The organism is Massilia rhizosphaerae (genome assembly GCF_016093545.1).
In the GTDB taxonomy this organism is placed as follows: Bacteria; Pseudomonadota; Gammaproteobacteria; order Burkholderiales; family Burkholderiaceae_D; genus Telluria; species Telluria rhizosphaerae.
On sequence record NZ_JADKYX010000002.1, the window covers coordinates 427,458 to 451,284 of the forward strand.

Annotated in this window: 18 protein-coding genes and 1 tRNA gene; 2 read left to right on the forward strand and 17 right to left on the reverse strand. The window is 65.9% G+C overall.

Annotated elements, in window-relative coordinates; all coding sequences use genetic code 11:
• Positions 1 to 46 precede the first annotated feature (46 nt).
• The 6 genes from ISF28_RS05000 to ISF28_RS05025 all read right to left on the reverse strand — a co-directional run bounded on the left by ISF28_RS05000 (position 47) and on the right by ISF28_RS05025 (position 5,535).
• On the reverse strand, positions 47 to 571 hold the full coding sequence (locus ISF28_RS05000; RefSeq protein WP_198116040.1) for a response regulator: 525 nt from the start codon (positions 569 to 571) through the stop codon (positions 47 to 49).
• 135 nt (positions 572 to 706) lie between these two features.
• A complete protein-coding gene (locus ISF28_RS05005; RefSeq protein WP_198116041.1) occupies positions 707 to 2,743 on the reverse strand; it encodes a PAS domain-containing hybrid sensor histidine kinase/response regulator in 2,037 nt (678 codons plus the stop codon).
• 97 nt (positions 2,744 to 2,840) lie between these two features.
• Positions 2,841 to 2,914: transfer RNA gene (locus tag ISF28_RS05010), tRNA-Gly, on the reverse strand.
• A 53-nt stretch (positions 2,915 to 2,967) separates the two neighbouring features.
• Positions 2,968 to 4,026: an acyltransferase family protein gene (locus tag ISF28_RS05015; RefSeq protein WP_198116042.1), complete on the reverse strand. Its 1,059-nt coding sequence runs from the start codon at positions 4,024 to 4,026 to the stop codon at positions 2,968 to 2,970.
• Positions 4,023 to 5,345, reverse strand: coding sequence for a putative O-glycosylation ligase, exosortase A system-associated (locus tag ISF28_RS05020; protein WP_267876942.1), 1,323 nt, complete (start codon positions 5,343 to 5,345; stop codon positions 4,023 to 4,025). Before ISF28_RS05020 ends, ISF28_RS05015 begins: the two co-directional genes overlap by 4 nt.
• A 43-nt stretch (positions 5,346 to 5,388) precedes the next feature.
• Complete coding sequence (locus ISF28_RS05025) at positions 5,389 to 5,535, reverse strand: hypothetical protein (protein WP_198116044.1); 147 nt, start codon at positions 5,533 to 5,535, stop codon at positions 5,389 to 5,391.
• A gap of 366 nt (positions 5,536 to 5,901) precedes the next feature.
• On the opposite strand from ISF28_RS05025, the gene epsC reads away from it, so the two are divergent.
• The gene (gene epsC, locus ISF28_RS05030) at positions 5,902 to 6,825 is read left to right on the forward strand and encodes a serine O-acetyltransferase EpsC (RefSeq protein WP_198116045.1); all 924 of its coding nucleotides are present in this window, start codon (positions 5,902 to 5,904) and stop codon (positions 6,823 to 6,825) included.
• 7 nt (positions 6,826 to 6,832) lie between these two features.
• On the opposite strand, the gene ISF28_RS05035 is transcribed toward epsC, so the two are convergent.
• The 4 genes from ISF28_RS05035 to ISF28_RS05050 all read right to left on the reverse strand — a co-directional run bounded on the left by ISF28_RS05035 (position 6,833) and on the right by ISF28_RS05050 (position 11,777).
• Positions 6,833 to 7,861 (reverse strand): TraB/GumN family protein, encoded by a 1,029-nt coding sequence (locus ISF28_RS05035; protein WP_198116046.1) that lies wholly within the window; start codon positions 7,859 to 7,861, stop codon positions 6,833 to 6,835.
• Between the two features lie 10 nt (positions 7,862 to 7,871).
• A complete protein-coding gene (locus ISF28_RS05040) occupies positions 7,872 to 8,897 on the reverse strand; it encodes a TraB/GumN family protein (protein ID WP_198116047.1) in 1,026 nt (341 codons plus the stop codon).
• Positions 8,898 to 9,015: 118 nt separating this feature from the next.
• On the reverse strand, positions 9,016 to 10,548 hold the full coding sequence (locus ISF28_RS05045) for a UdgX family uracil-DNA binding protein (protein ID WP_198116181.1): 1,533 nt from the start codon (positions 10,546 to 10,548) through the stop codon (positions 9,016 to 9,018).
• Positions 10,548 to 11,777: a putative DNA modification/repair radical SAM protein gene (locus ISF28_RS05050; RefSeq protein WP_198116048.1), complete on the reverse strand. Its 1,230-nt coding sequence runs from the start codon at positions 11,775 to 11,777 to the stop codon at positions 10,548 to 10,550. The genes ISF28_RS05045 and ISF28_RS05050 overlap by 1 nt, the downstream gene beginning before the upstream one ends.
• Before the next feature lie 147 nt (positions 11,778 to 11,924).
• Between ISF28_RS05050 and ISF28_RS05055 the strand changes: the two genes are divergently transcribed.
• Complete coding sequence (locus ISF28_RS05055) at positions 11,925 to 12,728, forward strand: alpha/beta fold hydrolase (RefSeq protein ID WP_198116049.1); 804 nt, start codon at positions 11,925 to 11,927, stop codon at positions 12,726 to 12,728.
• A 4-nt stretch (positions 12,729 to 12,732) separates the two neighbouring features.
• Here the strand turns inward: ISF28_RS05055 and ISF28_RS05060 are convergent, their stop codons facing one another.
• From ISF28_RS05060 to ISF28_RS05090, 7 genes are all read right to left on the reverse strand, one after another.
• Positions 12,733 to 14,259 carry an SEL1-like repeat protein gene (locus tag ISF28_RS05060; RefSeq protein ID WP_370663391.1) on the reverse strand — a complete coding sequence of 509 codons (1,527 nt, stop codon included), beginning with the start codon at positions 14,257 to 14,259 and terminating at the stop codon, positions 12,733 to 12,735.
• Between the two features lie 60 nt (positions 14,260 to 14,319).
• The gene (locus tag ISF28_RS05065) at positions 14,320 to 16,542 is read right to left on the reverse strand and encodes a putative bifunctional diguanylate cyclase/phosphodiesterase (protein WP_198116051.1); all 2,223 of its coding nucleotides are present in this window, start codon (positions 16,540 to 16,542) and stop codon (positions 14,320 to 14,322) included.
• Positions 16,543 to 16,549: 7 nt separating this feature from the next.
• Positions 16,550 to 18,661, reverse strand: coding sequence for an HDOD domain-containing protein (locus ISF28_RS05070; protein ID WP_198116052.1), 2,112 nt, complete (start codon positions 18,659 to 18,661; stop codon positions 16,550 to 16,552).
• 472 nt (positions 18,662 to 19,133) lie between these two features.
• A complete protein-coding gene (locus ISF28_RS05075; protein WP_198116053.1) occupies positions 19,134 to 20,408 on the reverse strand; it encodes a multidrug effflux MFS transporter in 1,275 nt (424 codons plus the stop codon).
• 3 nt (positions 20,409 to 20,411) lie between these two features.
• Positions 20,412 to 21,620: a THUMP domain-containing class I SAM-dependent RNA methyltransferase gene (locus ISF28_RS05080; protein WP_441295202.1), complete on the reverse strand. Its 1,209-nt coding sequence runs from the start codon at positions 21,618 to 21,620 to the stop codon at positions 20,412 to 20,414.
• 168 nt (positions 21,621 to 21,788) lie between these two features.
• Positions 21,789 to 22,202, reverse strand: a complete 414-nt coding sequence (locus ISF28_RS05085) for a CopD family protein (RefSeq protein WP_198116054.1) — start codon at positions 22,200 to 22,202, stop codon at positions 21,789 to 21,791.
• Positions 22,203 to 22,531: 329 nt separating this feature from the next.
• Positions 22,532 to 23,797, reverse strand: coding sequence for a glutamate-5-semialdehyde dehydrogenase (locus ISF28_RS05090; RefSeq protein ID WP_198116055.1), 1,266 nt, complete (start codon positions 23,795 to 23,797; stop codon positions 22,532 to 22,534).
• Positions 23,798 to 23,827: the final 30 nt, after the last annotated feature.

Below are 23,827 nucleotides of genomic sequence, written 5' to 3' on the forward strand. Positions count from 1 at the left end.
AGTTACCGGATGATGACAACGGGGCGGGGATATATGACGGGCATCCTCATTGTCCGGGCATGCCGCCGGCCAGCGCCTGCGCCAGCGCGTCCACGTCGGCGGGCTTCACGAAATGGTAATGAAACCCGGCGGCCTTCGAGGCGTCGCGGTCCTGCTGCTGGCCATACCCGGTGAGCGCGATGAACAGGGCGCCCGCCGCCTGCGGCAGGGCGCGGATCCGGCGCGCCAGTTCGTGGCCGTCCATGCCCGGCAGGCCGATGTCGAGGACGAACGCGTCGAACGCATGGTTGCCGGCGCAGGCCAGCGCCTGCAGCGGGTCGTATTCGACCGTCGTCTCGTGCCCCAGCACCTGGAGCAGCATCGCCACCGTCTGGGCGGCGTCGACGTTGTCGTCGACCACCAGCACGCGCCGCACGCGCGGCGCCCCTGCCGCATCGATGGCCCGGCCGGCCGCCGTGGACGCGGCATCCGCGCCGCGGCTGCCGTGCCGCACGACGGCGTTCCTGGGCGGCGCGGGCGGGAGCGCCGCGCCTTCCTGCAGTGCTTCGGAAATGTCGATCAACTCGTCCATATGCTCGTTCCGATTCTGGACATGGCTTTGCCAATGGTACGAAAATACGCCGCCCCGGCGCGCAACCTACGCACGACGCATGCACCTAGGATATCCCTCCAAGTGCTGCGCGGCAATACGCGCACGATTGAACGTTCAGCGCCGCGCCTCGGCCTGGGCCAGCACTTCGTTGACTTCGTTCAGGTCGGCCGGCTTGACGAGGTAATGGTCGAAGCCCGCCTGCTGGGCCTCTGCGCGATCCTGGCCCTGGCCGTAGCCGGTCAGGGCGACGAGCGTGGCGCCCGCGTTTTCCGGCTGGGCGCGCAGGCGCCGCGCCAGTTCGTAGCCATCCATGTCGGGCAGGCCGATGTCGAGCAGCAGGACGTCCGGGTGCTCGTCGCGGGCCCGCGCCAGCGCCCCGTGCGCATCGTATTCGACGCTCACCGCATGGCCCTGCACTTCGAGCAGCGCGGCCAGCATCTGGGCCGCGTCGGTATTGTCGTCGACGACGAGCACGCGCAGGTTGCCGTTGTCCTGGACGCCATCCGCTGCGCCGGTCGTGCCGGCGGCGCGCGGCCGGGCCTGGGCCGCGCACGGCAGGCAGATCGAGAACTCGCTGCCCCGCCCCAGGCCGTCGCTGTGGGCGTGCACGGTGCCGCCGTGCAGGGCGACGAGGCTTTTCACGAGCGCCAGCCCGATCCCGAGTCCGCCCTGGGACCGGTCCGGGGTGCGCTCGGCCTGGGTGAACAGGTCGAAGATGTACGGCAGGACATCCGGCGCGATGCCGACGCCGTCGTCGCGCACGGCCACCGTCACGCGGTCCCCCGCCACCGTCACGGCCAGCACGACGTGCCCGCCCGGCGCCGTGTACTTGGCGGCGTTGTTGAGGATGTTCGAGATGACCTGCACGAGGCGCGTGCGGTCGCCCGTCACGTGCGCCGGACGGCCGGACAGCTGCAGGGTCAGCGCATGGCGGCGCATGTCGATCAGCGGCCGCACCTGCTCGACGGCGGCGGCGACGATCACGTTCAGGTCCAGCGTTTCCTTGTCGAGGGTGACGAGGCCGCGCGTGACGCGCGAGACGTCCAGCAGGTCGTTGACGAGGTCCGTCATGTGCGCGGCCTGGCGCACGATGATCTCGCTGGCGCCCGCCACGCTCCTGGCGTCGAGCCGGCCGAGCTTGAGCAGCTGGGCCGCCGTCATGATCGGCGCCAGCGGGTTGCGCAGCTCGTGCGCCAGCATCGCCAGGAACTGGTCCTTCTGGCGGTTGGCGGCGCGCAGCTCGTCCTCGACGACCTTGCGGGCCGTGACGTCGCTGCCCTCCACGAAGATGCCGGTGACCTGGCCGGTCTCGTCGCGGATCGGCTGGTACACGAAGTCGATGTAGCGTTCCTCGAGCGGGCCGTCCGGCTCGCGCTGCAGGCGCACGGGCAGCGCGTTGCCGACGAACGGTTCGCCCGAGGCGTAGACGCGGTCGAGCAGTTCGAAGAAGCCCTGGCCGACGATTTCCGGCAGCGCCTCGCGCACGCACTTGCCGACGACCTGGCGGTGGCCGACCAGCTGCATGTACGACTGGTTCGTCAGCTCGAACACGTGCTCGGGGCCGCGCAGCACGGCCATGATCCCGGGCGCCTGCGCGAACAGGCCGCGCAGCCGCTCGTTTTCCTCGTTGCGGTATTTCTCGGCCAGCACCTGGTCGGTGACCTCGACGCAGGCGCAATACATGCCGGCGATCTCGCCGTTCTCGTCGCGCACGGGCGAGTACGTGAACGTGAACCACGTCGGCTCGTCGTAGCCGTGGCGGTTCATCACGAGGTACAGGCGGTCGGCAAAGGTCGCCTCGCCGCGCAGGGCGCGCTCGATCAGCGGGCCGACGTCGGGCCAGATCTCGGACCAGATGTCGTGGAAACGTCCGCCGAGCGCGGCCGGGTGCTTGTCGCCCAGCACCTCACTATAGGAATCGTTGTACAGAAACCCCAGTTCCGGCCCCCACGCCACGAACATCGGCAGCTTGGAGTTCAGGATCAGGCCGACGACCGTGCGCAACGCCTGCGGCCACGCGCGCGGATGCCCCAGCGGCGAGCGCGACCAGTCGTGCGCACGCATCATGGCACCCATGTCGCCGCCGCCGCTCAGGAACATGAGTTCGCGGGCAGGGTCGGCCGGGTCCGGCCGGGAGGAGTCTTCTTGCATAATCGACACTGGATGAAGCGACAACACCAGTGTGCCACAAGGGCCAGCCGCAGGCGCGCACGGCGGGGCTGGCGGGGCTGGCGGGGGATCGCGAGAATGGAGCGGGTGAAGGGAATCGAACCCTCGTCGTAAGCTTGGGAAGCTTCTGCTCTACCATTGAGCTACACCCGCGTTGCCCGCATTCTACGCGGGTTTTGCACGAATTGACAACGTCGCCGGTCGTCCTAGCGGGTCGACAGGCGGCGCCGGAAGTATTTTTGCGACGGCATGTCCACGGCATGGTGCAGCACCACGGACAGGATGAACACGGCCGCGAACGACAGCCACAGGTGCGCCTGGTTGATCGCGTGGGTATTCGAGATGAAGACGGCCTTGAGCAGGTCGTAGACGAGGTAATGCACCATGTACGTCGAATACGAGATTTCGCCGAGATAGACGAGCACGGGCGTCGACAGCGCGGCCGTGATCCACGACGACGTCACGCTCAGGTAGGCGATCAGGAAGGCGAACGTGATCGGAATCAACGCGTAATCCGGGGTCGACGTGCCCGCGTACAGGACGCACAGCGCGACGAAGGCCGCGAGTGCGGCGGTGGCATACCGCTGCAGGAAATCCCGGTGGTTGACGTACAGCGAACCGACGAAGACGCCCATCAGGAATTCGAACATGGTGCGCACGAGGGCCATATGGGGAATGTCGGCCCCGATCGAATGCAGCCCGCTCGTCGCATAGATCACGTACAGGATAGCGGCGGCCGCGGCGATGCAGGACAGGTGCATGGCAATACCGCCGCGCAGCTTGCGCAGGCTGTAGGCCATCAGCGGGAAGAACAGATAGACGAACCATTCCGAGCTGATCGACCAGGACGGCACATTCCACGTCAGGTCGCTGCCGAACCACATATGGACCAGGAACATGCTCTGGATGAACGCGCTCCAGGTATAGGTTTCCGGCGCGGCGTGGCTGCTCGACAGATACGTGAAGGCGCCGAACAGCGCCAGGTAGCCGCCCAGCATCACGAAATGCAGCGGATAGATGCGGGAAAACCGGTTCCAGTAAAACCTGCCCACGCTGTGCGGGAAATTCGTGCTCAGCGCCGCGTGATAGCTCAGGAAAATCACGAAGCCGCTCAGCAGGAAAAACAGGTCGACGGCCAGGTAGCCATGCGAAATGAATACCTTGACCGACTGCGGCACCGAATCGTTCATGAGGCCCAGCGAATGGTAGAACACCACCCACCAGGCACAGATTCCCCGCAACCCTGCAAGTTGGTTGAGCTTCACGGCAATGCACGTCCTTTTACTTTGAGTTGATCCCGCACCACGCGCGCCGCATACTGGTCGATCGCCACGGTCAGGCTGATCATGTAGAAAATGTACGGCTGGTAGGCGATGCCGACGAACGAGCCGCCGGCGAGAAATACCACGATCGACGTCAGCAAGGCGTTGGCCAGCGCGGCAATCCAGCCCATGCCGGGATCGTCTTTCCAGGTTTTCTTCAACCTGACCAATTTGAATATCGCCAGACCGACCATCAGGTAATAGATGGCGAAGCCGACGATGCCCTGCTCGCCCAGCACTTCGAAATAAATACTGTGGAAGGCCTTGCCGCCCACCTGTCCTTCGGGCAGGTACTCGGTTTCGCCCTCCGGCGTCACGCCCAGGATACGGTTGTGCAGATACGCATCGAAACCGCCGCCCAGCGGGTGCTTGCCGACAAAGCCGATCGTCCATTGCCACACCTTGATCCGGCCCATCGCGGACGAGTCGGCGTGATAGGTTTCGATCGTGGACATGCGGTTGCCCCAGCGCGTCTCGGACAAGTCGAGATTCATGATCACGACGGCGGCCAGCGCCAGACCCGCGATCCACCATAATTTTTTCTTCGACTGCAGCATCGACAGCAGGCACATCACGGCCGCGGCGATGATGCCCGTGCGCGCCGTCGTGCCGACCATGGCGGCCAGCGCCATGACGATGATGGCCAGGAACAGGCCGCGCGTCAGCAGGTTACGCGGAAATATCAGCGTATGCCGCATGAGGAACATGATCACCGGGATCAGCATCACGCAGACCACCGCCAGCGTGCTGCTTTCCGACAGGCCGGTATTCCCCGTGCCCATGACGGCCAGCGTGCCGTAGCCGCCGCCGCCGAGAATGGTCTTCACGCCGGCCGAGAACAGGATCGTACTGGCGGAAAACACGAAGATCAGGAGGAAGGCTTCGATCTGGATCCGCGAGCGGAAGATATACGGAATCACGATCGCGAACATCAGGACCTTGGACGCCCAGTCCCATTTCCCCCATGCCTGGTGCGGGAAATCCGACATGAACGTCGTCAGCGTCACCCAGATGGTGAGCATCGTGATCAAGACCAGGATCGGGTCGAATTTCGGCGGCGATTTCTTGTCCTTGGCCATGAACGTCATCAACGTGATCACCGCCGCGATGAACGACAGCGGCAGGTTATTGATGATCGAATAGGCGAGTTGCTGGGGCCGGACGACGTCCACCCAGACGAACCCCAACGCGGCGGCGAAGGCGGCCGAAAAACCCGAGAACATCAGGGCGGCAAAGACAGCCGACAAAAAAAGACTCTGCATACGTTTGATGCCTTGCGCAACAGCCAAGGCGGCGGCTGTTTATTTATCGACGAGTGTTCTTTTTCGGAGGCGGCGGCGCTTGCTGTTCGTCTTTTGAAAACCAGGGAAGCAGCTTGTCGAGTTTGATGGCGCGGATCACCGTATAAACGATGAGTGTGCTGAAAAGCAATATTGCTGCGTTGTCAATCATGCGTGACCTTTGGCGGGAGTGCTGCCTTGTACCGATGAGTTACCGGATGAACGGGCGCTAGAATAACATGCAACATACGGCCACACCGTTGCCTCAACGGACTTTGTATTATCAGCCAGTCTCTAAACCGAGCGCAACAATCTTTCCTGTCGCGTGCCGCCGCGCCAACACGCGACCGGCGAAGCGTATTGACGGCGCACAGGCTGATGCACGCTGCGCTTTAGACGTTTTCAGCATGAGCTTGTGCCGAAAAATTCGTTGGGCCGTCCGCGGACGAGCTCGTATATTGAAAATTCGTCCACAGCAAAGCGGAGGCATCGTGGCGCTCACGGAAACATTGCCCAATTCACGCGAGGAGAACGACTGATGGCCGACTTCGACATCGGCGCGATCGTGCACGACCTGTACGAAGCGCGCCAGCAATGGCGCCAGGCCCACCGTCCGGCCGGCGAAGTGCGCGGTATCGAGTTCCCGTCGCGCGACGCGCTGGCCACCATCGTCGGGCAGCTCAAGGGGCTGTTGTTTCCCCTGCGCCTGGGCCCGCCCGACCTGCGCCCGGAAAGCGAGGACTTCCACGTCGCGCACGCCCTCGACACCGCCCTGCACGCGCTGCTGCGCCAGGTCCGCATCGAATTGCGCTACAGCGCGGCGCTGCGCCACCTGGCCGATACGGACATCGAACCGCAGGCCCTGGATGCCACCCGCGCGTTCGGCGCCGCCCTGCCCGGCATCCGCATCCTGCTCGACAGCGACGTGATCGCCGCCTACCAGGGCGACCCGGCCGCGCGCAGCGTCGACGAAGTGCTGCTGTGCTATCCGGGCATCCACGCGATGATCCACCACCGCCTCGCGCACTGCCTGTACGGGCTCGGGCTGCCGCTGCTGGCGCGCATCATCGCCGAGCAGGCCCACGCGGACACGGGCATCGACATCCACCCGGGCGCCACGATCGGCCCCGGCTTCTTCATCGACCACGGCACGGGCGTCGTGATCGGGGAAACGGCCGTCATCGGCCAGCGCGTGCGGCTGTACCAGGCCGTCACCCTGGGCGCCAAGCGCTTTCCGGCGACTGCCGACGGCACGCTGCAGAAAGGCTTGCCGCGCCATCCCATCGTCGAGGACGACGTCGTCATCTATGCCGGCGCCACCCTGCTGGGCCGCATCACGATTGGCAAGGGCGCCGTGATCGGCGGCAATGTCTGGCTGACGCACAACGTGCCGCCCGGCGCCCGCGTGGCCCAGGCCGCCTCGCGCGAGGACGACCAGGGGGTGCCGGGCGAGCCGGCGTAACGCCGATCTACCTGGGACTCTCGACCGCGTAGCCCCTGGACTGCAGCGCGGACAGGTAGCTCGCCGGCCCGAGGATGTCCTGGATTTCCAGGACGGCGAACGTGGACGCGTTGTCGGCCAGCGCTTTTTCCGCCGTCCTGAGCCAGGCGAGGCGCAGGCGCTCGCGCGTCTGCCGCAGGGCCGCGGCATCCTTCGCGATCGAGCTGTTCAGCACGGCGTCCAGGCAGGCGTCGCGGCGCTCGGCGAAATTCATGCCGCGGATTTGCGCGATGTCGCCATTGGCCCACGCGTTCGCGCGCACGCGCATCGTTTCGAGGTCGACGTCCAGGCTGTCGAGCGTCCTGGTGAAACAAACGAGGTCGTCGACTTGCGAATTCTTGAAGTCGCGCACGAGCTTGCGGGGATCGTCCAGCATCACGTCGTAGCCGGAATCGCTCAATTTGACCTTGTTCTTCTTCGCGATGTCCTCGATCGTGTCCATCACGTCGCCGCCGTAGGACAGGCCGCTCTTCTTGAGACCCGCGAGCAGCAATTCTTCGCCGGCAAAAACGGGGCGGTAGTGCTCGACGCCGTCGTCGTCGCCGATGTATTTCGCCTTCAGCACCGTCCAACGCGCATAGACGTCGGACGGCACGACGTCGCGCAACACGGCGTCGTCCGGGTTCCGTTTGATGCCGATCAGGCTGGGCAACGCGGTCAGCCCGCGGAAGAACCCGATGTGGGCTTTCGCGACCGGCGGCGTCAAGACTTCCTGCGACTTGGCCACGAGACGTTCGACGCGCGACGCATCCCATTGCATTTTCAGCGGCAGCGGCGCGTACGTCCCGAACACCCACATCACGTGACCGCCCTTCGACACTTTCCAGACGCCGGGGCCGGGACGGCGGCCTTCGACGACGACCGTGGCCGGGACGGCGTCCGGCGCGACGGCCGCGTCCGCCTGGACCGGCTGCGCGGCCGGGTCCACGCTTTGGGCCGACGCCGGCAGCGCCAACAAGCCCAGCCAGAGCGCATATCGCCCGGTTCTTTTCCTCATGGGGTACACCTTATTTCGGACTCTCGACCGTATAACCGTCCGCCTGAAGGTCGGCCAGGAAATTCGTCGGGCCGACGAGATCCTTCATCGACAGGAGGGCAAACGTCGACGTGTTGTCGGCCAGTGATTTCTTGGCCATCTTCACCCAGTTCGCACGGACGCGTTCGGGAAGATGATCGAACGCCTGGGAACGCTTGGCGAACGGGCTGTTGAAAATGGCATCATTGCACGCCTTCTCCCGCTCGGCAAAGTCGAGGCGCGAAATCTCGGCGATATCGCCGTTGGCCCAGGCGTTGGCACGCACGCGCATCGCGTCGATATCGCCCTCCAGCCGCTCCAGCGTCTTGGTGAAGCAGGCGACGTCTTCCACCTGCGACTTCTTGAATTCCTTCATCAAGCCACGCGGATCGTCGACGTCGATGCTGAGCGTCGTCGACGTGATCTTGACCTTGTTATGCTTGGCCGTCTTTTCGATCTGCTCTTCCACGCCGGTGTTTTGCGTCAACCCGTTTTTCCCGATGCCTGCGCTCAGCAGCGTGTCGGCCACGAAGATGGGGCGGCGCCGCTCGATGCCGTCGTTCTCGCCGATATACTTGCCCTTCAATACCTGCCAACGCGCATACACGTCCGCCGGGAGCACGTCCCGCAACGTGGCGCCGTCCGGATTCTTGTCGATGCCGATCGCAGTCGGCAGCAAGGTCAGGCCCCGGAAGAATCCGACGTCCACGCGGGCACCCGGTCGTGTCAACACTTCCTGCGACTTGGCCACGAGACGTTCGACCCGCGCCGAATCCCATTCCATCTTCTGCGGCAGCGGGGAATACAGGCCGAACACCCACATCACGTGATCGCCCTTCGACACTTTCCAGACGCCGGGGCCGGGACGGCGGCCTTCGACGACGACGGTGGCGGGTACGGCATCCGGCTCGGCCTCGGCGGCAGGAACGGCCTCGGCGGCAGGCTGGACCGTGGTCTGGGCCAGCGCAGGCAGGGTCAGGAAACTGAGGTACAGCGAGCATGTCAGTCGTTTGCTCATCGGGCATCCCATCGTTGTTGTGTGCGCAAAAGCTTAGCGCCACGGATGAGCTTAGCCTATCGGGGCAACGAAGTGTTACATTTTTGACATGCATATGTTGCAGAGGCAACTTTTTGGATCACGCGTCGTCCGGCGTCTCGACCGGCCGCTCCAGGAGGTCGTGCGCCAGCTTGAGCCCCTCGACCATCGTGTCGAACGCCGCGCGCTTCGCCTCCTCGCCGGGCACGCGCAGCACGTACGACGGGTGATAGGTGGTGACGACCCACCGGCCTTCGTGGCGCAGCGGTTTGCCGAGCGAATTCTTGAGCGTCACGTTGGCCGTGCGCAGCACGGATTTCAACGCGGTGGCGCCGAGGGCGACGATGACGGTCGGCTTGACGCTCGCCAGTTCCTTGTCCAGCCAATAGTGGCAAGCCTCGATCTCACGCTGGGCCGGCGTCTTGTGCAGGCGGCGCTTGCCGCGCGGCTCCCACTTGAAATGCTTGACGGCGTTGGTGACGTAGATCGCGTCGCGGTCGACACCGGCCGCCTCGCACACGCGGTCCAGCAGCTTGCCGGCCGGGCCGACGAAGGGTTGTCCGGCCAGGTCTTCCTGGTCGCCCGGCTGCTCGCCGACGAACATGATCTTCGCACGCTTGGGACCTGCGCCGCCGACGGCCTGGGTGGCGAACTGCCACAGCTCGCAGCGTCGGCATTCGTCCAGCTTCGACGGCTGCTGGCGTTCGGGCTGGGCGTCCTCGGGGGCGATCGGGATCGTCGTGCCCTTGCGCTGGCCCACGGCCTCGTACTGGCCCACCTTGCGCGCGCCCAGCGCCGCTTCGCTCACCATGTGCGGCACGATCCTGGCCTCCGGCAGATTGTTCCAGCGATCCGACCGGATGTGCTGGTGCATCGCGTTCGTGTTCAGGCGCGCGGGATTGAACACGCTGCGGTAGTAGGTCAGCCACAGGGCTTCCCCCGCATCTTCGAGGTCGGCCGCGTCGCGCACGAGCGGACCCGTGTTGTGCAGCGTGTGGCCGTCCCACAGGACGCTCGCCTCGGGCGTGGCGATCATCCAGCTGACCTTGCCCATGCGGGCCACGAAATGGTCGGCCACCTGGGGCAGCACGTCGTGACGCGGCTCGTACCAGGCGACGAAGCGCGGCGGGCCGGCTTCCTCCGGCCGTTCGCGGAAGCGGATGTAGGCATGCATATCGTGTTCCTCGCGGTGCACCGCCTTCACCATCGCGTGCAGGCGCGCGCCGTCCTCGTCGGCCGGCGACTGCACGTCGTGCTCGCCCTGCTGCCAGCGCCAGATCACGCGGTACAGGAAGGCCCAGCGGTCCGGCACGCGGCAGCACGCGGCCGCCTGCAGCATGTCCATCAGCGAACGCGGGATGTGCGGCGCAGGGCGCAGTGGCTCGTCCGGCGGCTCGGCCGGCGGTGTGACAGGATTATGCGAGGCCTCGGCCGTTGGCGGCGCACCCGAGAACAGGTCGCCCGCCAGCAGGTCGTCCATGTGCGGCGCGCCCCACGTCACCTGCTCCGGCGGGATGCCGTGCACGAGCAGTTCGCGCGCCGCCTCGCGCCATGCGGCGAACGTGTCGACGACGACCGGTTGTCCGGCCCGCACCAGCGCGTCGGCGGCGCATGTGGAAACCGGGGCCGGCATCACGCCGCCCGCAGCTCCGGCCACAGATGCATCTGCTGCGGGGCGTCGGCCAGGTTACGCCGCAGCAGGTCGGACGACGCGGCGCCCTGCGCCGGCTTGTAGTCCGCCGTGATCACGAAGGGCGCCAGTTTTTTCAGGCTGCAGCGCAGGCGCGACAGGTCTTCCCAGCGGATGCGCCGCAGCCGCCGCAAGTCGATCAGGCGCTGCGCCGTGCGCAGGCCGATGCCCGGCACGCGCGCGATCATGCTTTCGTCCGCGCGGTTCAGGTCGAGCGGGAAGTGGGCGCGATGCGCGAGCGCCCACCCCAGCTTGGGGTCGACGTCCAACGCGAGATTGCCGGCCGCGGGCATCAGCTCCTGCGCCGTGAACCCGTAGCCGCGCAGCAGGAAATCGGCCTGGTACAGCCGGTGCTCGCGCAGCAGCGGCGGCGGCGCGGACGGCACGCTGGACGGGCTGTGCGGGATCGGACTGAAGGCCGAGTAGTACACGCGTTTCAGCTTGTAGCTGCCGTACAGCGTCTGCGCGGTGTTCAGGATGGTCCGGTCGTCGCTGGCGTCCGCGCCGACGATCATCTGCGTGCTCTGCCCCGCCGGCGCGAACACGGGGGCCTTGGGGTGATCGTCCGTTTCGTCGAGCTTCGTGCGGATGGCGCCCATCGCCAGCTTGATCGTGTGCACGTTCTTTTCCGGCGCGAGCTTCGTCACGCTGTCCTGCGTGGGCAGCTCGATGTTCACGGACAGCCGGTCGGCATAGCGGCCCGCGAGTTCGATGAGGCGCGGGTCGGCGTCCGGGATCGTTTTCAAATGGATGTAGCCGCGGAACCGGTGTTGTTCGCGCAGGCGGCGCGCGACCTCGACCAGTTGCTCCATCGTGTAATCGCTCGACTGGATGATGCCCGAGCTGAGGAACAGGCCGTCGATGTAATTGCGCAGGTAAAAGTCGCGCGTGAGCTTGACGACCTCGTCGACGGAAAAGCGGGCGCGCGGCACGTTCGATGTGCGCCGGTTCACGCAGTATTGGCAGTCGTAGACGCAGAAGTTCGTCAGCAGGATCTTGAGCAGCGACACGCAGCGCCCATCCGGCGTATAGCTGTGGCAGATGCCCATGCCATTGGTGGCGCCGAGGCCGTCCTTGTCGACGGAGTCGCGCCTGGGCGCGCCGCTGCTGGCGCAGGAGGCGTCGTACTTGGCCGCGTCGGCCAGGATCTCGAGCTTGTCTTTGAGTTCCATTGCGGAATAAATACTGTATATATAAACAGTATATCGCGAATATCCTCCGCCGTGCCGTGCGCGAACGCACCATTTGTGGCCTGTCGCACGGCTGTTATTTCACAATGTTAATATCGCAGAATCGCCACGCGCCCGCCGGGAACCACCATGTCCGTACAGTTTCGCAACAACGTCCACGTGACCGGCTCGGGGCCGGCGACCATGGTGTTCGTGCACGGTTTCGGTTGCGACCAGACCATGTGGCGGCACCTGGCGCCGGCGTTCGCCGGCCGCTATCGCGTCGTGCTGTACGACCTGACGGGCAGCGGCCGCTCCGACTGGTCCGCCTACGACCGCACGAAGTACGCCAGCCTGCACGGCCACGTCACGGATCTGCTGGAGGTGCTCGACGCCTGCGCGGCCGGGCCGACGGTCGTCGTCGGGCACTCGGTCGGCGCGTCGATCGGCCTGCTGGCGGCGGTCGCGGCGCCGCGGCGCTTCGTGGCCCAGGTGCTGGTCGGCCCGTCGCCCTGCTACGTCAACGACGGCGACTACGTCGGCGGCTTCAACCCGGAAGACATCGCCGGGCTGCTGGACGCGATGGAGGCCAATTTTCTCGAGTGGTCGCGCAAGATGGCGCCGGCGATCATGGGTGCGCCCAACCAGCCTGACCTCGGCGCGGAACTGACGCGCAGCTTCTGCCGCAACGACCCGGCCATCGCCAAGCATTTCGCGCGCGTGACCTTCCAGGCCGACATCCGCGCCGACGTGGCCCGCTGCACCGTCCCCGCCCTGATCCTGCAATGCAGCGACGACCTGATCGTGCCGCGCGAAGTGGGCGAGTGGCTGCACCGCCACCTGGCGCACAGCACGCTGTGCGTGATCGACAACGTGGGGCACTGCCCGCACGTGAGCGCGCCGACGGCGAGTTCGGATGCGATCGAGACCTTTCTCGCGCGGGCGTTGCGGTAACGTTTTACGCCACGCCGATGTAGCCGTTGGCCTGCGCCAGCAGCGCCGGTTCCATGCGCGCCGCCACGCGGTGGATGTAGTTGGCGGCAGGTGGCACGCCGGCCGCGCCGGCGCGGTGCAGCCATGCGTAGGCTTCCACCAGGTCGGTCGGCACGCCCTGCCCCGCCGCGTACATCACGCCGAGGTTGAACTGGGCGCGCGCGTGGCCCTGGCGCGCGGCGCACAGGTACCAGAAATGGGCGGCCTCGTAATCGCGCTCGGCGCCGTGGCCGCTGTCGTGGCGCAGGCCCAGCGCGAACTGCGCGAGCGCGTGGCCCTGCTCGGCCGCCTTGCGATACCACAGCGTGGCCTGGCGCGGATCGACCATGCCCGTGTCGTCGCGGTCGAGCAGCATGCCCAGCGCGTACTGCGCCGGCGCGTAATCCTGGTCGGCGGCCTTGCGATACCAGTACGCGGCTTCGCGCTCGTCCTGCGTCACGCCGTTGCCGCTCTCGTAGCGCAGCGCGAGGTCGAACTGGGCGCGCAGATGCCCCTGTTCCGCGGCCTTGCGATACCAGTCCAGCGCCAGCGCGGGATCCTGCGGCACGCCGTGACCGGCGTCGTACAGCTGGCCGAGGTGGTACTGCGCGCTCGCGAAGCCCTGGTCCGCCGCCAGGGCGTACCAGTGCGCGGCCTGCGCGACGTCCCGCTCGACACCCTGGCCATGTTCATACCGAAGGCCGAGGTTGTCCTGCGCGCCCGCGTGGCCCTGCTCGGCCGCGCGCCGGAACCACGCGAGCGCCAGTTGTGGATCGGGCGCGACTTTGTCGCCGGCATCGTAGATCAGCGCGAGATTGAATTGCGAGCTGGCGTGGCCCTGCTCGCCCGCGCGGCCGTACCACAGGATCGCCTTCTCGCTGTCCCGCGGCAGGTCCTGGCCCTTGTCGTAGCGGAGGCCGAGGTTGAACTGGGCCGGCGCATAGCCCTGCTCGGCGGCCTTGCGGAACCAGTGGATGGCCTGCTGCACGTCGCGTTCGACGCCCTGGCCACTGTCGTAACGCAGCGCGAGATTGAACTGCGAGCGCGCGTAATTCTGTTCGGCCGCACGGCGATACCAGTCGACGGCCAGCGCGATGTCCTGGACGACGCCCTTGCCGCCTTCGTACATCATGCCGAGATTGTGCTGCGCGCCCGGGTCGCCCTGGGCGGCGGCCTTGCCGAACCAGTGCAGCGCCTCGTGCACGTCGGCCGGGGTGCCCTGTCCCTTCGCGTACAGCCACCCCAGGTTGTACTGGGCCTGCACATAGCCCTGCTCCGCGGCCTGCCGATACCAATACAAGGCCTGGCCCGGGTCCTGCGCCACGCCCTGGCCCTTCTGGTACATCACGCCGAGGTTGTACTGCGCCTGTTCGAGGCCGCTGCTGGCGGCCATGCGATACCACGCCACCGCCAATTCGTCGTTGCGCGGCACGCCCTGGCCGTTCACGTACATGAAACCGAGGCTGTGCTGGGCCGTGGCGACGCCGCGCTCGGCCAGCGCTTTTACGCGCAAAAACTCCGCCGTGTGGCGGGACTCAAGCTCGCTCGGGGAAGCCTGGCCGGGCATGGCGCATCAGGCCTGGAAGGCGAGCACGTTCGACGCGCCCGCCGGCAGCCCCTGCGTGCGCAGCACGTCGATGAAGCGCGGCAGCGGCATCGGACGGTGGTACAGATAGCCCTGCATCGTCAAGCAGCCGTTCGAGCGCAGGTAGCGCGCCTGCGACTCGGTCTCCACGCCTTCCGCGATCAGGTTCAGGCCCAGGCCGCGCGCGATCGAGATGATGGCCAGGACGACCGGATAGTGCCCGTGCTCGTCGTGGATCTCCTTGACGAACGACTGGTCGATCTTGATCGTGTGGACCGGGAAGCGGTGCAGATAGGCCAGCGACGAATAGCCGGTGCCGAAGTCGTCGATCGCGACCGAGACCCCCAGCTGCCCCAGCTTGTTCAGCTGCTCGATCGCGTGCTGCGGATTGCGGATGCAGATGTTCTCGGTGATTTCGACTTCGATCTGGCTCGGCGCGATCCCGTAGCGCAGCAGCGCGTTGCGCATCTTTTCGTAGAAATCGCCGCGGTCGAGGTATTGCGGCGACAGGTTCAGCGACAGCCGCACCTGGTTGCCGCCGATGTTCTTCCACTGCAGCATGTCGCGGCACAGGGCGCCGATCATCCAGTCGGAGATCGGCAGCATCAGGCCGTTCTCTTCCGCGAACGGGAGGAATTCGCCGGGCGACACGACGCCGCGGGCCGGGTGGTTCCAGCGCATCAGCGCCTCGGCGCCGACGATGCGGCCGCTGATGGCGTCGATCTGCGGCTGGTAGTACATCTCCAGCTCGTTGTTCTCGAGCGCGCGGCGCAGGCTCTGTTCCAGCGCGATCTTCTGGTGCGACACGTCCTGCATCGTCGGGTCGTAGAACGCGTGGCCGTTCTTGCCCTGTCCCTTGATCTGGTACATGGCGATGTCGGCGTGGCGCAGCAGCTCGTCGATCGATTCGCCGTGGCTCGGGTAGATCGCGATGCCGATCGACGCCGAGATGTGCACGGCGTGGCCGTCCAGGTCGAACGGCTCCTGCAGCACTTCGAGGAATTTGTCGGCTACCATGCGCGCGTCGTCGCGGTCGCGCAGCTCGGGCAGCACGATCGTGAATTCGTCGCCGCCCTGGCGCGCCAGCGTGTCGCCTTTCCTCAAGCATTCCTTCAGGCGGCCGGCGGCCTGCTGCAGCAGTTCGTCGCCCTTCACGTGGCCGAGCGTGTCGTTGACGAGCTTGAAGCGGTCCAGGTCGATGAACATGACGGCGAGTTCCGTCTGCTTTCGCTTGGCCTGGATGACGGCGAGGCCGAGGCGGTCCTTGAACAGGATGCGGTTCGGCAGGTCGGTCAGGATGTCGTGGTAGGCCTGGTACGAGATGACTTCTTCGGCGCGCTTGCGGTCCGTGATGTCGCGCGCCACGCCGTAGGTGCCGTAGAACTCGAGCTTCTTGACCTCCTGGTCGGGCACGTGCATGCCGATGGCGTTCAGCGAGATCGTCATCAGGGTGTTGTTGAACGTGCGTTCCTGGCTGGCGCCCGCGTGGCATTTCAGGCGCAGCTCGACGTTGCGCGAGGCGCGTTCGTCGACGCGGCGCTCGTTGAACACGTAGCGCGCGCGCTCCAGGTCTTCCTCGTGCACGAGGACCGAGTAATGCTGGCCGATGAGTTCTTCGCGCTTGTAGCCGAGCAGCTGGTAGGCGCGGTCGTTGATGAACGTGAAGCGGCCTTCGTGGTTCAGCGTGTAGATGATGTCCGGCGACGAATCCACCAGGTAGCGGTACATCTTCTCCGAGTTTTCCAGCTGGTTGGCGATGCGCGCGTTGGCTTCTTCCAGGCGGCGCTGCTTCAGGGCGTTCGCCACCGTCGTGAGCAGCTCCTCGCGGCTGTACGGCTTGCGCAGGTAGTCGTAGGCGCCGCGTTTCAGCGCGCCGATGGCCGCGTCGATGCCGACCTCGCCGCTCATCACGATGACATCCGATTCGATGCCCTTCGCGTTGATGAAGTCCATGATCTCGTGGCCGCCGATGTCGGGCAGGCGCAGGTCGAGCAGCACGAGGTCGAAGCGCAGGCGCGACAGGTGGGCGAGGGCTTCCGCGCCGGTGGCCGCCGTGACGAGCTGGTAGCCGCGGCCCTGCAGCAGATCGTGCAGCGACGCGAGCAGACGGGGTTCGTCGTCGACGAGCAGGAGCCTGGGCTGGTCGTTGCCGAGCGAGGTTTGCGTGTCGTGGGGGCTGGACGACGGTGCGCTGGCGGAGAATGGATTCATTGTTACCTTATACGGATCCAAGCGCGCGCACCGGCTGCGGGGCCTGTGCGCCGGCGCCGGCATGCGCCGGCAGCAGGATTTCAAAACTGGTGCCGGTCGTGCCGCTGCGGCAGGCGATATGCCCGTTCAGCTTCTTCACCAGGCTGTGCACGATCGACAGGCCCAGGCCGTGATGCGGCCCTTCCTTGGTGCTCTTCACGGCCGAGAACAGATTGGCCAGCACCTCGCGCGACAGGCCCGGGCCGGTGTCGGAGACGACCAGTTCCAGGTACAGCCTGCGCTCGCGGTTGACGTGGCCGCGGTTGGCGATCTCGATGCGGCCGCCGCCGGCCGCCAGCGCCTCGATCGCGTTCTTGACGAGGTTCACGAGGATCTGCTTCAGGATGTCCGGATCGCCCTCGATGCGGCTGTCGGCGTCAAGCATGCTGACGACGATCTCCACGTTCGCCGGAATGAAATTCGTCGTGCGGAACAGGCGCAGCACGTCGTCCACCACCCTGGCCACGTCCGCCGCCGGGGCGCCGTCCACCTTGGACATAGCGACGCCCGGCTGGATCTCCGTCAGGCTGCCCACCAGCTGGCCGACGCGGTCGATTTCCTCGTTCAGGATCGACAGCTCGGTGCTGACCGGTTCCTGGCGTTCCAGCTTGCTGTCCAGGACCGACAAGTAATTCTTGATGATGGCCAGCGGGTTGTTCACCTCGTGCACGACCCGGCGCGACGCCTCGCGGTATTCCTCGGCCACGTGGGCGAGCTGGCGGCGCGCGTGACCCCGCTCCGACATCGCCGTCTCCAACGCGCCCGCGGCCTGCGCGCCGAACGCGTGCAGGAAGCGCTCGCGCTTCTGGCAAGCCGGCAGCTGCCAGCCGGCGACGCCGCCGACCAGCACGCCGAGGCAGCGCGCGCCCGCGACGAGCGGCAGGCACACGAGCGACTCCGTGCCCAGCATGCGCAGCAGCTGTTCCTCGGCCAGCCCGAGCGGGCGGCCGTCGCGGCGGACGAAGCCCATGCGCCGGTCCAGCGCGGCCTGCGCGACGGCGCCGCCCTTCGCCAGCGGAATCGTGAACTCGGCGATGCGTTGCTGGTTCGCGGTCGGCGCGCCGACGAGGGCCTGCCCCGTCGGATTCTCCAGCAGCACGACGGCGTTCTCGAAATCGAACAGGATGCGCGCCGAGCGCGTCATCGCTTCCAGCAGCCCGGGTTCGCCTTGCTGGCGCGCGAACGTCTGGCCCACTTCGGACACGAGCACGAGGTTGCGGACCTCTTCGGACAGGCGCTGCTGCACGGGATCGACGGGCGGCGGCGGCGCGAACGCCGGCAGGGCCGGCAGGTCGTCGGCGCCCGCGAGGTCGATGCCGAGGTGGACGGCGGCCTTCTCGACCTGGCGCGCGGCCATGGTCAACAGCGCCTCGGGCGCGTCCGGATCGAGGCCGCACAGGGCGCGCGCCTCGTCCACGAGCGTGTCGTCGTCGGCATGGCTGGACAGCACGTGGGCCACGCGCACGATGCGGATCAGGGGATGCGCCGCTTCCAGGCGCGCGCTCGGCTCATGGTGGTACAGCACGGAATCCGCGAGGAAGGAGTCGAGCTGCCAGCGCTCGATCAGCCAGGCGCCCGCTTCGGCATGCGTGATCTGCAGGGTGCGCTGCTCGACGGCGCACAGGTCCTCGTCGTCGCGCGCCGTGAAGTTGAATCCGTATTCCTTGGGCGCCGTCGCCAGCAGCGCGAGGCGGCCGACGTTGTGCAGCAGGCCGGCGAGATAGGCTTCTTCCGGCTGCGCGTATTCCATGCGGCGCGCCACTTCGCGCGCCAGCACGGCGGCCGTCAGCGAATTCTTCCAGAACGCGCGCAGGTCCGTGGCACCCGAATTCGGGAAGCTGTTGAAGGTCTGGAACACGGAATCGCTGATGACCAGCGTCTTGATCATGTCCGTGCCCAGCGCCACCATGGCCTGCTCGAGATTCGGCTGGCGGCTGTTGCGGTGGTAGGCCGAGCTGTTGGCGACGGTGAGGATCTTGCCGGTCATGCCGGCATCCTTGGCAACCAGCGCGGCCAGCTCCGGCATGCCCAGATCGTCCGCCTGCAGGTGCGCAAGCAGCTTGATGAGGATCTGCGGCATGGCCGGCAAACGCGCAATCAGCAGTCGGTTGCGGATGTCCTGTTCTGGTTGATGTATGGATTCAAGCACGGCCGCCAACTTGGTTTCTGGGTGATGGCCGCCTTCCCCGCTGGGGGCTGCCACAGTGTTCGTTTTTGCGGTCCCTGGAATAAAATATTTTTTACATCATTATTCCAAGCATGAAAAACTTATCTTAGCATATATACATTTCTGACCGGGAACAACATTTTCCGTGAAATTTGACGCATTTTAGAGTCACGGTTCGACTTGATCGTATTGACAAAGCGCAAACTCAACGTCGATTAGTAATTGTCCGACATCATATCTGCTAAGAAGCCGGACTGGACGGGAATTATATTGCCATCGTGAGTATTCGTGAGTATTTGCGCATGGAAAGGCCGTTGCCATGAGGCCATGAGATTTCTCAGCGTCAAATACTCTTGCGTGCCCCGCGCGATCGCCGCCGCGGCCTTCAGGCCAGCGCCTTGTAGCGGCGGTACTGGCGTGACGTCATCCAGCACGCCAGCGACGCCAGCGCGAACACGGCCTGGCCGAGGGCCATCGCGAACACGGAATGCGTCAGCGCCGGCGCGATGATGCCGGCCACCAGCGCACCCATCAGCGTCGTGACGAACGACTGGCACGACGCGACGGTGCCGCGGATGTGCGGGAACAGGTCGAGGGCCAGCAAGGTGGCGCTCGGGTTGATGATGGAACTGCCGAAGTTATAGAAGAACATCGGCAGCACGGTCCACGGCAGCGCCGGCGGCAGCACGGCGTGGTACGCGACGGTGCCGGTGACGGCGGCCAGCATGAACGCGTAGCCGATGCCGATCTGGCGCGAGAACGTCATCTTCCCCGCCAGCCGGTTGGCGGCGAGCGCACCGAGGAAGATGCCGCTCACGGCCGGCACGAACAGCCAGGCGAATTGCGACGGCCCCAGATGCAGGTGCACGGGCAGCAGCACCGGCGCGCCGGCGATGAACAGGAACATGCCGCCGAAATTGAAGGCGACGATGCCCGACTTCATCTGGAACAGCACGGAGCTGAAGATGTCCCAGTAGCTGCGCGCCAGGAAGCGCGGATTGAACGGCTGGCGGCGCTCCACGGGCATCGTCTCCGGCAGGTGCTGCCAGCACACCCACCACAGCACGACCGAAAACGCGAGCAGGCCGAGGAAGATCGAACGCCAGTCGAACGCGGCCACGATCCATCCTCCCAGCACGGGCGCGATGGCCGGCGCGATGGAGAAGATCATCGTCACCATCGACAGCAGGCGCGCGGCCGCCGCGTCCGAATACAGGTCGCGGATGATCGCCCGTCCGACGACGACGCCGGCGCCGGCCGAGATGCCCTGCATGATCCGGAAGATCCACAGATAGTGCACGGAATGCGCGGATGCGCAGCCGAGCGTGCCGACCGCGAACACGATCAACCCGACGAGAACCACGTTGCGCCGCCCGAACGCGTCCGACAGCGCCCCATGCCACAACGACATCGCCGCGAAGGCCAGCATGTACGCCGTCAGCGTCTGCTGGACCTCCAGGCCGGACGCTTGCAGCGACCTCTGGATCGCGGGGAACGCGGGCAGGTAGGCGTCGACCGAAAACGGCCCCAGCATCGACAGCGCGGCCAGCAGCGATGCGAGGCCGCCGGCCGACAGCATCGTGATCTTGTGCGGCGTCGGCAGCGGGACCGGGATGACGGGGTCTTTCGGCAGGTTGTCCGGTTCGGGTTCGGGCAGCATCGATCAGTCGTCTTTCGGTTTTGCGGAGTCGCGCCGATTGAAGCCGGCGACCATGTCGAAGCGGAACAGGCGGCATTCGAGGGCGCCGTTGAAGAACGGCGTCTTGCGCGATTCCTTCAGGCGCAGCAGCTTGGGCAGGCCCAGGTCGGCCGTGAACAGGTACACCGTCCAGCCGGCGAAGCGCTGCTTCAGCGTGGCGGAGAGCTGCTGGTAGAAGCCGGCGGCCATCTCGTCCTGCGGCATGGTCGAATCGCCGCGCACGCCGATCCGCTCGCCGTACGGGGGGTTGGTCAACAGGATGCCGGGCGTGGGCACGGGCGGCTGCACCTGCTGCGCCTCGATCTGCTTCAGCGGCACCTCGAACAGGATGCCGGCCGAGCGCAGGTTGTGGCGCGTCATCGCGACCATGTCGCCGGAGATGTCGGAGCCGAAGATCGTCGGTTCGGCCGGCAGCGGGTTCGGCTTGATCGCCGTCTTCATCTCTTGCCAGGCCTTGGCATTGAAATTCTTGAATTTCTCGAACGCGAAGCGGCGGCGGGCGCCGGGCGGAATGCCCTGCACCATCTGCGCGGCCTCGATCAGGATCGTGCCCGAGCCGCACATCGGATCGAACAGCGGCACGCCCGGCTTCCATCCCGCCACGCGCAGCAGGCCGGCGGCCAGGTTCTCGCGCAGCGGCGCATCGCCCGTCTCTTCGCGCCAGCCGCGCTTGAACAGCGCTTCGCCGGACGTGTCCAGATAGATCGTGAAGTTGCGCTGGTCGAGGAAGCCCATGATGCGCATGTCCGGCGTGCGCGTGTTGACGGACGGGCGGCGGCCGAACTGGTCGCGGAAGCGGTCGCACACGGCGTCCTTGATCTTCAACGTGGTGAACTCGAGGCTCGTCAGCGGCGACTTGATGGCGGTGATGTCGACGCGGATCGTGTGGTCGACGCCGAACCAGTCTTCCCACGGCTGCTCGAGCACGAGGTCGTAGATGTCGTTCTCGTTGGCGTACGTGCGGTTGGCGACGCGCAGCAGCACGCGCGATGCGATGCGCGAATGGAGGTTGATGCGATACGCGTCGGCATCCGTCCCCGAGCAGTGCACACCGCCCGGCACCTGGTTGTGCACCTTCAGCGACGTGCTGCCGGTGGTCTGTGCGATCTCGGCCAGCTCGTCGGCCAGCGCCTGTTCCATGCCGCGCGGGCAGGGGCAAAAGTAGGAAGTCATGGGGAACCCTTTATCCGTAGCTAAAACATTCAGGGTCAGAGCCCGAATTTCAAAACACTCGGGGTCGGAGCCCGAATTTCATGGGTGGGCTCTGACCCCGACTGACTAAAAAGAAGCGGCCGGGATCAGGCCCGGCCGCCGATGAATCATTGTATGTTGCTCGTACTATCAGAACGGCTTCACGACCACCAGGATCACGATCGCCAGCAGCAGCAACACCGGCACCTCGTTGAACACGCGGAACCATTTATGGCTACGCGTATTGACGCCGAGTTCGAACTTTTTCAGCAGCGATCCGCACGCATGATGGTAGCCGATCACGAGGATCACGAGCGCCAATTTCGCATGCAGCCAGCCGCCCCGGATGCCGAAGCCCAGCCACAGCCACAGGCCCAGCAACAGGGCCGGCACCGCCAGCATCGTCGTGAAGCGGTACAGCCGGCGCGCCATCCCGATCAGGCGCTCGATCACGGCCGGATTGCGTTCCTGGGCCAGGTTCACATAGATGCGCGGCAGGTAGAACAGGCCTGCGAACCACGAGGCGACGAAGACAATGTGCAGCGCTTTGATCCAGAGGTACATGCCATTCCTTTATTTCCGAAATTCGGGGTCAGAGCATAAATTCGGGGTCAGAGCACCTTTTCGCGCAATGTCGCGCGAACATCACCCGCAGGCAGAGACAAGCGCCTTCCCTCTTTGCCGATGCGTCGGCGGTGCGGTCCGGCGCTCTGAAAGGACTCGCAAACAATTGCCCCCAAAAGGGCTCTGACCCCGAATTTGCCGAAAATGTGCTCTGACCCCGAATTTTGGCCCCAATTTGATCAGTCGGGGTCAGAGCACACCCGAAGATCAGTCGGGGTCAGAGCGCACCCGAGAAATTCGCGCTCTGACCCCGATTATTTAGATTCCGATTATTTACGAATTTCGCCGTGGCCGAACACGACGTATTTCAGCGACGTGAGGCCTTCCAGCCCGACCGGTCCGCGCGCGTGCAGCTTGTCGTTCGAGATGCCGATCTCGGCGCCCAGGCCGTATTCGAAGCCGTCGGCGAAGCGCGTCGACGCGTTGATCATCACCGAGGCCGAATCGACTTCGCGCAGGAAGCGCATCGCGTCCGTGTAATCCTCGGTGACGATGGCGTCCGTGTGCTTCGACGAATACGTGTTGATATGCTCGATCGCCTCGTCGATGCCGCCGACGATCTTCACGGCGAGGATCGGCGCCAGGTATTCCGTGCTCCAGTCCTCTTCCGTCGCCGGCACCAGGTGCGGATAGCCCTGCAGGATCGCCAGTGCCTCCGGGTCGGCGCGCAGTTCCACTTTCTTCGTCGCGTACAGTTCCGCCAGTTGCGGCAGCACGGTGGGCGCGATGGCGCGGGCGACGAGCAGGGTCTCCATCGTGTTGCACGTGCCGTAGCGGTGCGTCTTGGCGTTCATGGCGATGGGGAGCGCCTTCGCGACGTCGGCCTTGGCGTCGATGTAGACGTGGCAGATGCCGTCCAGGTGCTTGATCATCGGGACGGTGGCTTCCTTCATCAGCCGCGCGATCAGGCCCTTGCCGCCGCGCGGGACGATCACGTCGACGAATTCCGGCATCGTGATGAGGGCGCCGACGGCGGCGCGGTCCGTCGTCTCGACGACCTGCACGCCGTGTTCCGGCAGGCCGGCGCCGCGCAGGCCCTCGGCCACGAGCGCGGCCAGCGCGCGGTTGCAGTGGATGGCTTCCGAACCGCCGCGCAGGATGGCGGCATTGCCGCTCTTGATGCACAGGCCGGCCGCGTCGACCGTCACGTTCGGGCGCGCTTCGTAGATGATGCCGATCACGCCCAGCGGCACGCGCATGCGGCCCACCTGGATGCCCGTCGGACGGAATTTCAGGTCGGTGATTTCGCCGATCGGGTCGGGCAGCGCGACGATCTGGCGCAGGCCGTCGACCATCGTGGCGATGGCCTTGTCGGACAGGGCCAACCGGTCCAGCAGCGCCGGTTCCAGGCCGGCGGCCGCCGCCGCTTCCATGTCGCGCGCGTTGGCGGCGCGGAGCAGGTCGGCGTCGCGCTCGATGGCGGCGGCGATCAGGAGCAAGGCCTGGTTGCGGGTGGCGCTGTCCGCGCGCGCCATCGCGCGCGAGGCCGCGCGCGCCTGGCGGCCGATTGTGTTCATGTACTCGGTGATGTCCATCGTCGTTGTCCGTTTGTGTTCGTTCGTTTC

Coding starts and splice junctions, on each gene's coding strand:
- ISF28_RS05000 (WP_198116040.1), bottom strand. CDS start 571: ATGGACGAGTTGATCGACATTTCCGAAGCACTGCAGGAAGGCGCGGCG.
- ISF28_RS05005 (WP_198116041.1), bottom strand. CDS start 2,743: ATGCAAGAAGACTCCTCCCGGCCGGACCCGGCCGACCCTGCCCGCGAA.
- ISF28_RS05020 (WP_267876942.1), bottom strand. CDS start 5,345: ATGCAGAGTCTTTTTTTGTCGGCTGTCTTTGCCGCCCTGATGTTCTCG.
- ISF28_RS05025 (WP_198116044.1), bottom strand. CDS start 5,535: ATGATTGACAACGCAGCAATATTGCTTTTCAGCACACTCATCGTTTAT.
- epsC (WP_198116045.1), top strand. CDS start 5,902: ATGGCCGACTTCGACATCGGCGCGATCGTGCACGACCTGTACGAAGCG.
- ISF28_RS05035 (WP_198116046.1), bottom strand. CDS start 7,861: ATGAGGAAAAGAACCGGGCGATATGCGCTCTGGCTGGGCTTGTTGGCG.
- ISF28_RS05040 (WP_198116047.1), bottom strand. CDS start 8,897: ATGAGCAAACGACTGACATGCTCGCTGTACCTCAGTTTCCTGACCCTG.
- ISF28_RS05045 (WP_198116181.1), bottom strand. CDS start 10,548: ATGCCGGCCCCGGTTTCCACATGCGCCGCCGACGCGCTGGTGCGGGCC.
- ISF28_RS05050 (WP_198116048.1), bottom strand. CDS start 11,777: ATGGAACTCAAAGACAAGCTCGAGATCCTGGCCGACGCGGCCAAGTAC.
- ISF28_RS05055 (WP_198116049.1), top strand. CDS start 11,925: ATGTCCGTACAGTTTCGCAACAACGTCCACGTGACCGGCTCGGGGCCG.
- ISF28_RS05065 (WP_198116051.1), bottom strand. CDS start 16,542: ATGAATCCATTCTCCGCCAGCGCACCGTCGTCCAGCCCCCACGACACG.
- ISF28_RS05070 (WP_198116052.1), bottom strand. CDS start 18,661: ATGCCGCAGATCCTCATCAAGCTGCTTGCGCACCTGCAGGCGGACGAT.
- ISF28_RS05075 (WP_198116053.1), bottom strand. CDS start 20,408: ATGCTGCCCGAACCCGAACCGGACAACCTGCCGAAAGACCCCGTCATC.
- ISF28_RS05080 (WP_441295202.1), bottom strand. CDS start 21,620: ATGACTTCCTACTTTTGCCCCTGCCCGCGCGGCATGGAACAGGCGCTG.
- ISF28_RS05085 (WP_198116054.1), bottom strand. CDS start 22,202: ATGTACCTCTGGATCAAAGCGCTGCACATTGTCTTCGTCGCCTCGTGG.
- ISF28_RS05090 (WP_198116055.1), bottom strand. CDS start 23,797: ATGGACATCACCGAGTACATGAACACAATCGGCCGCCAGGCGCGCGCG.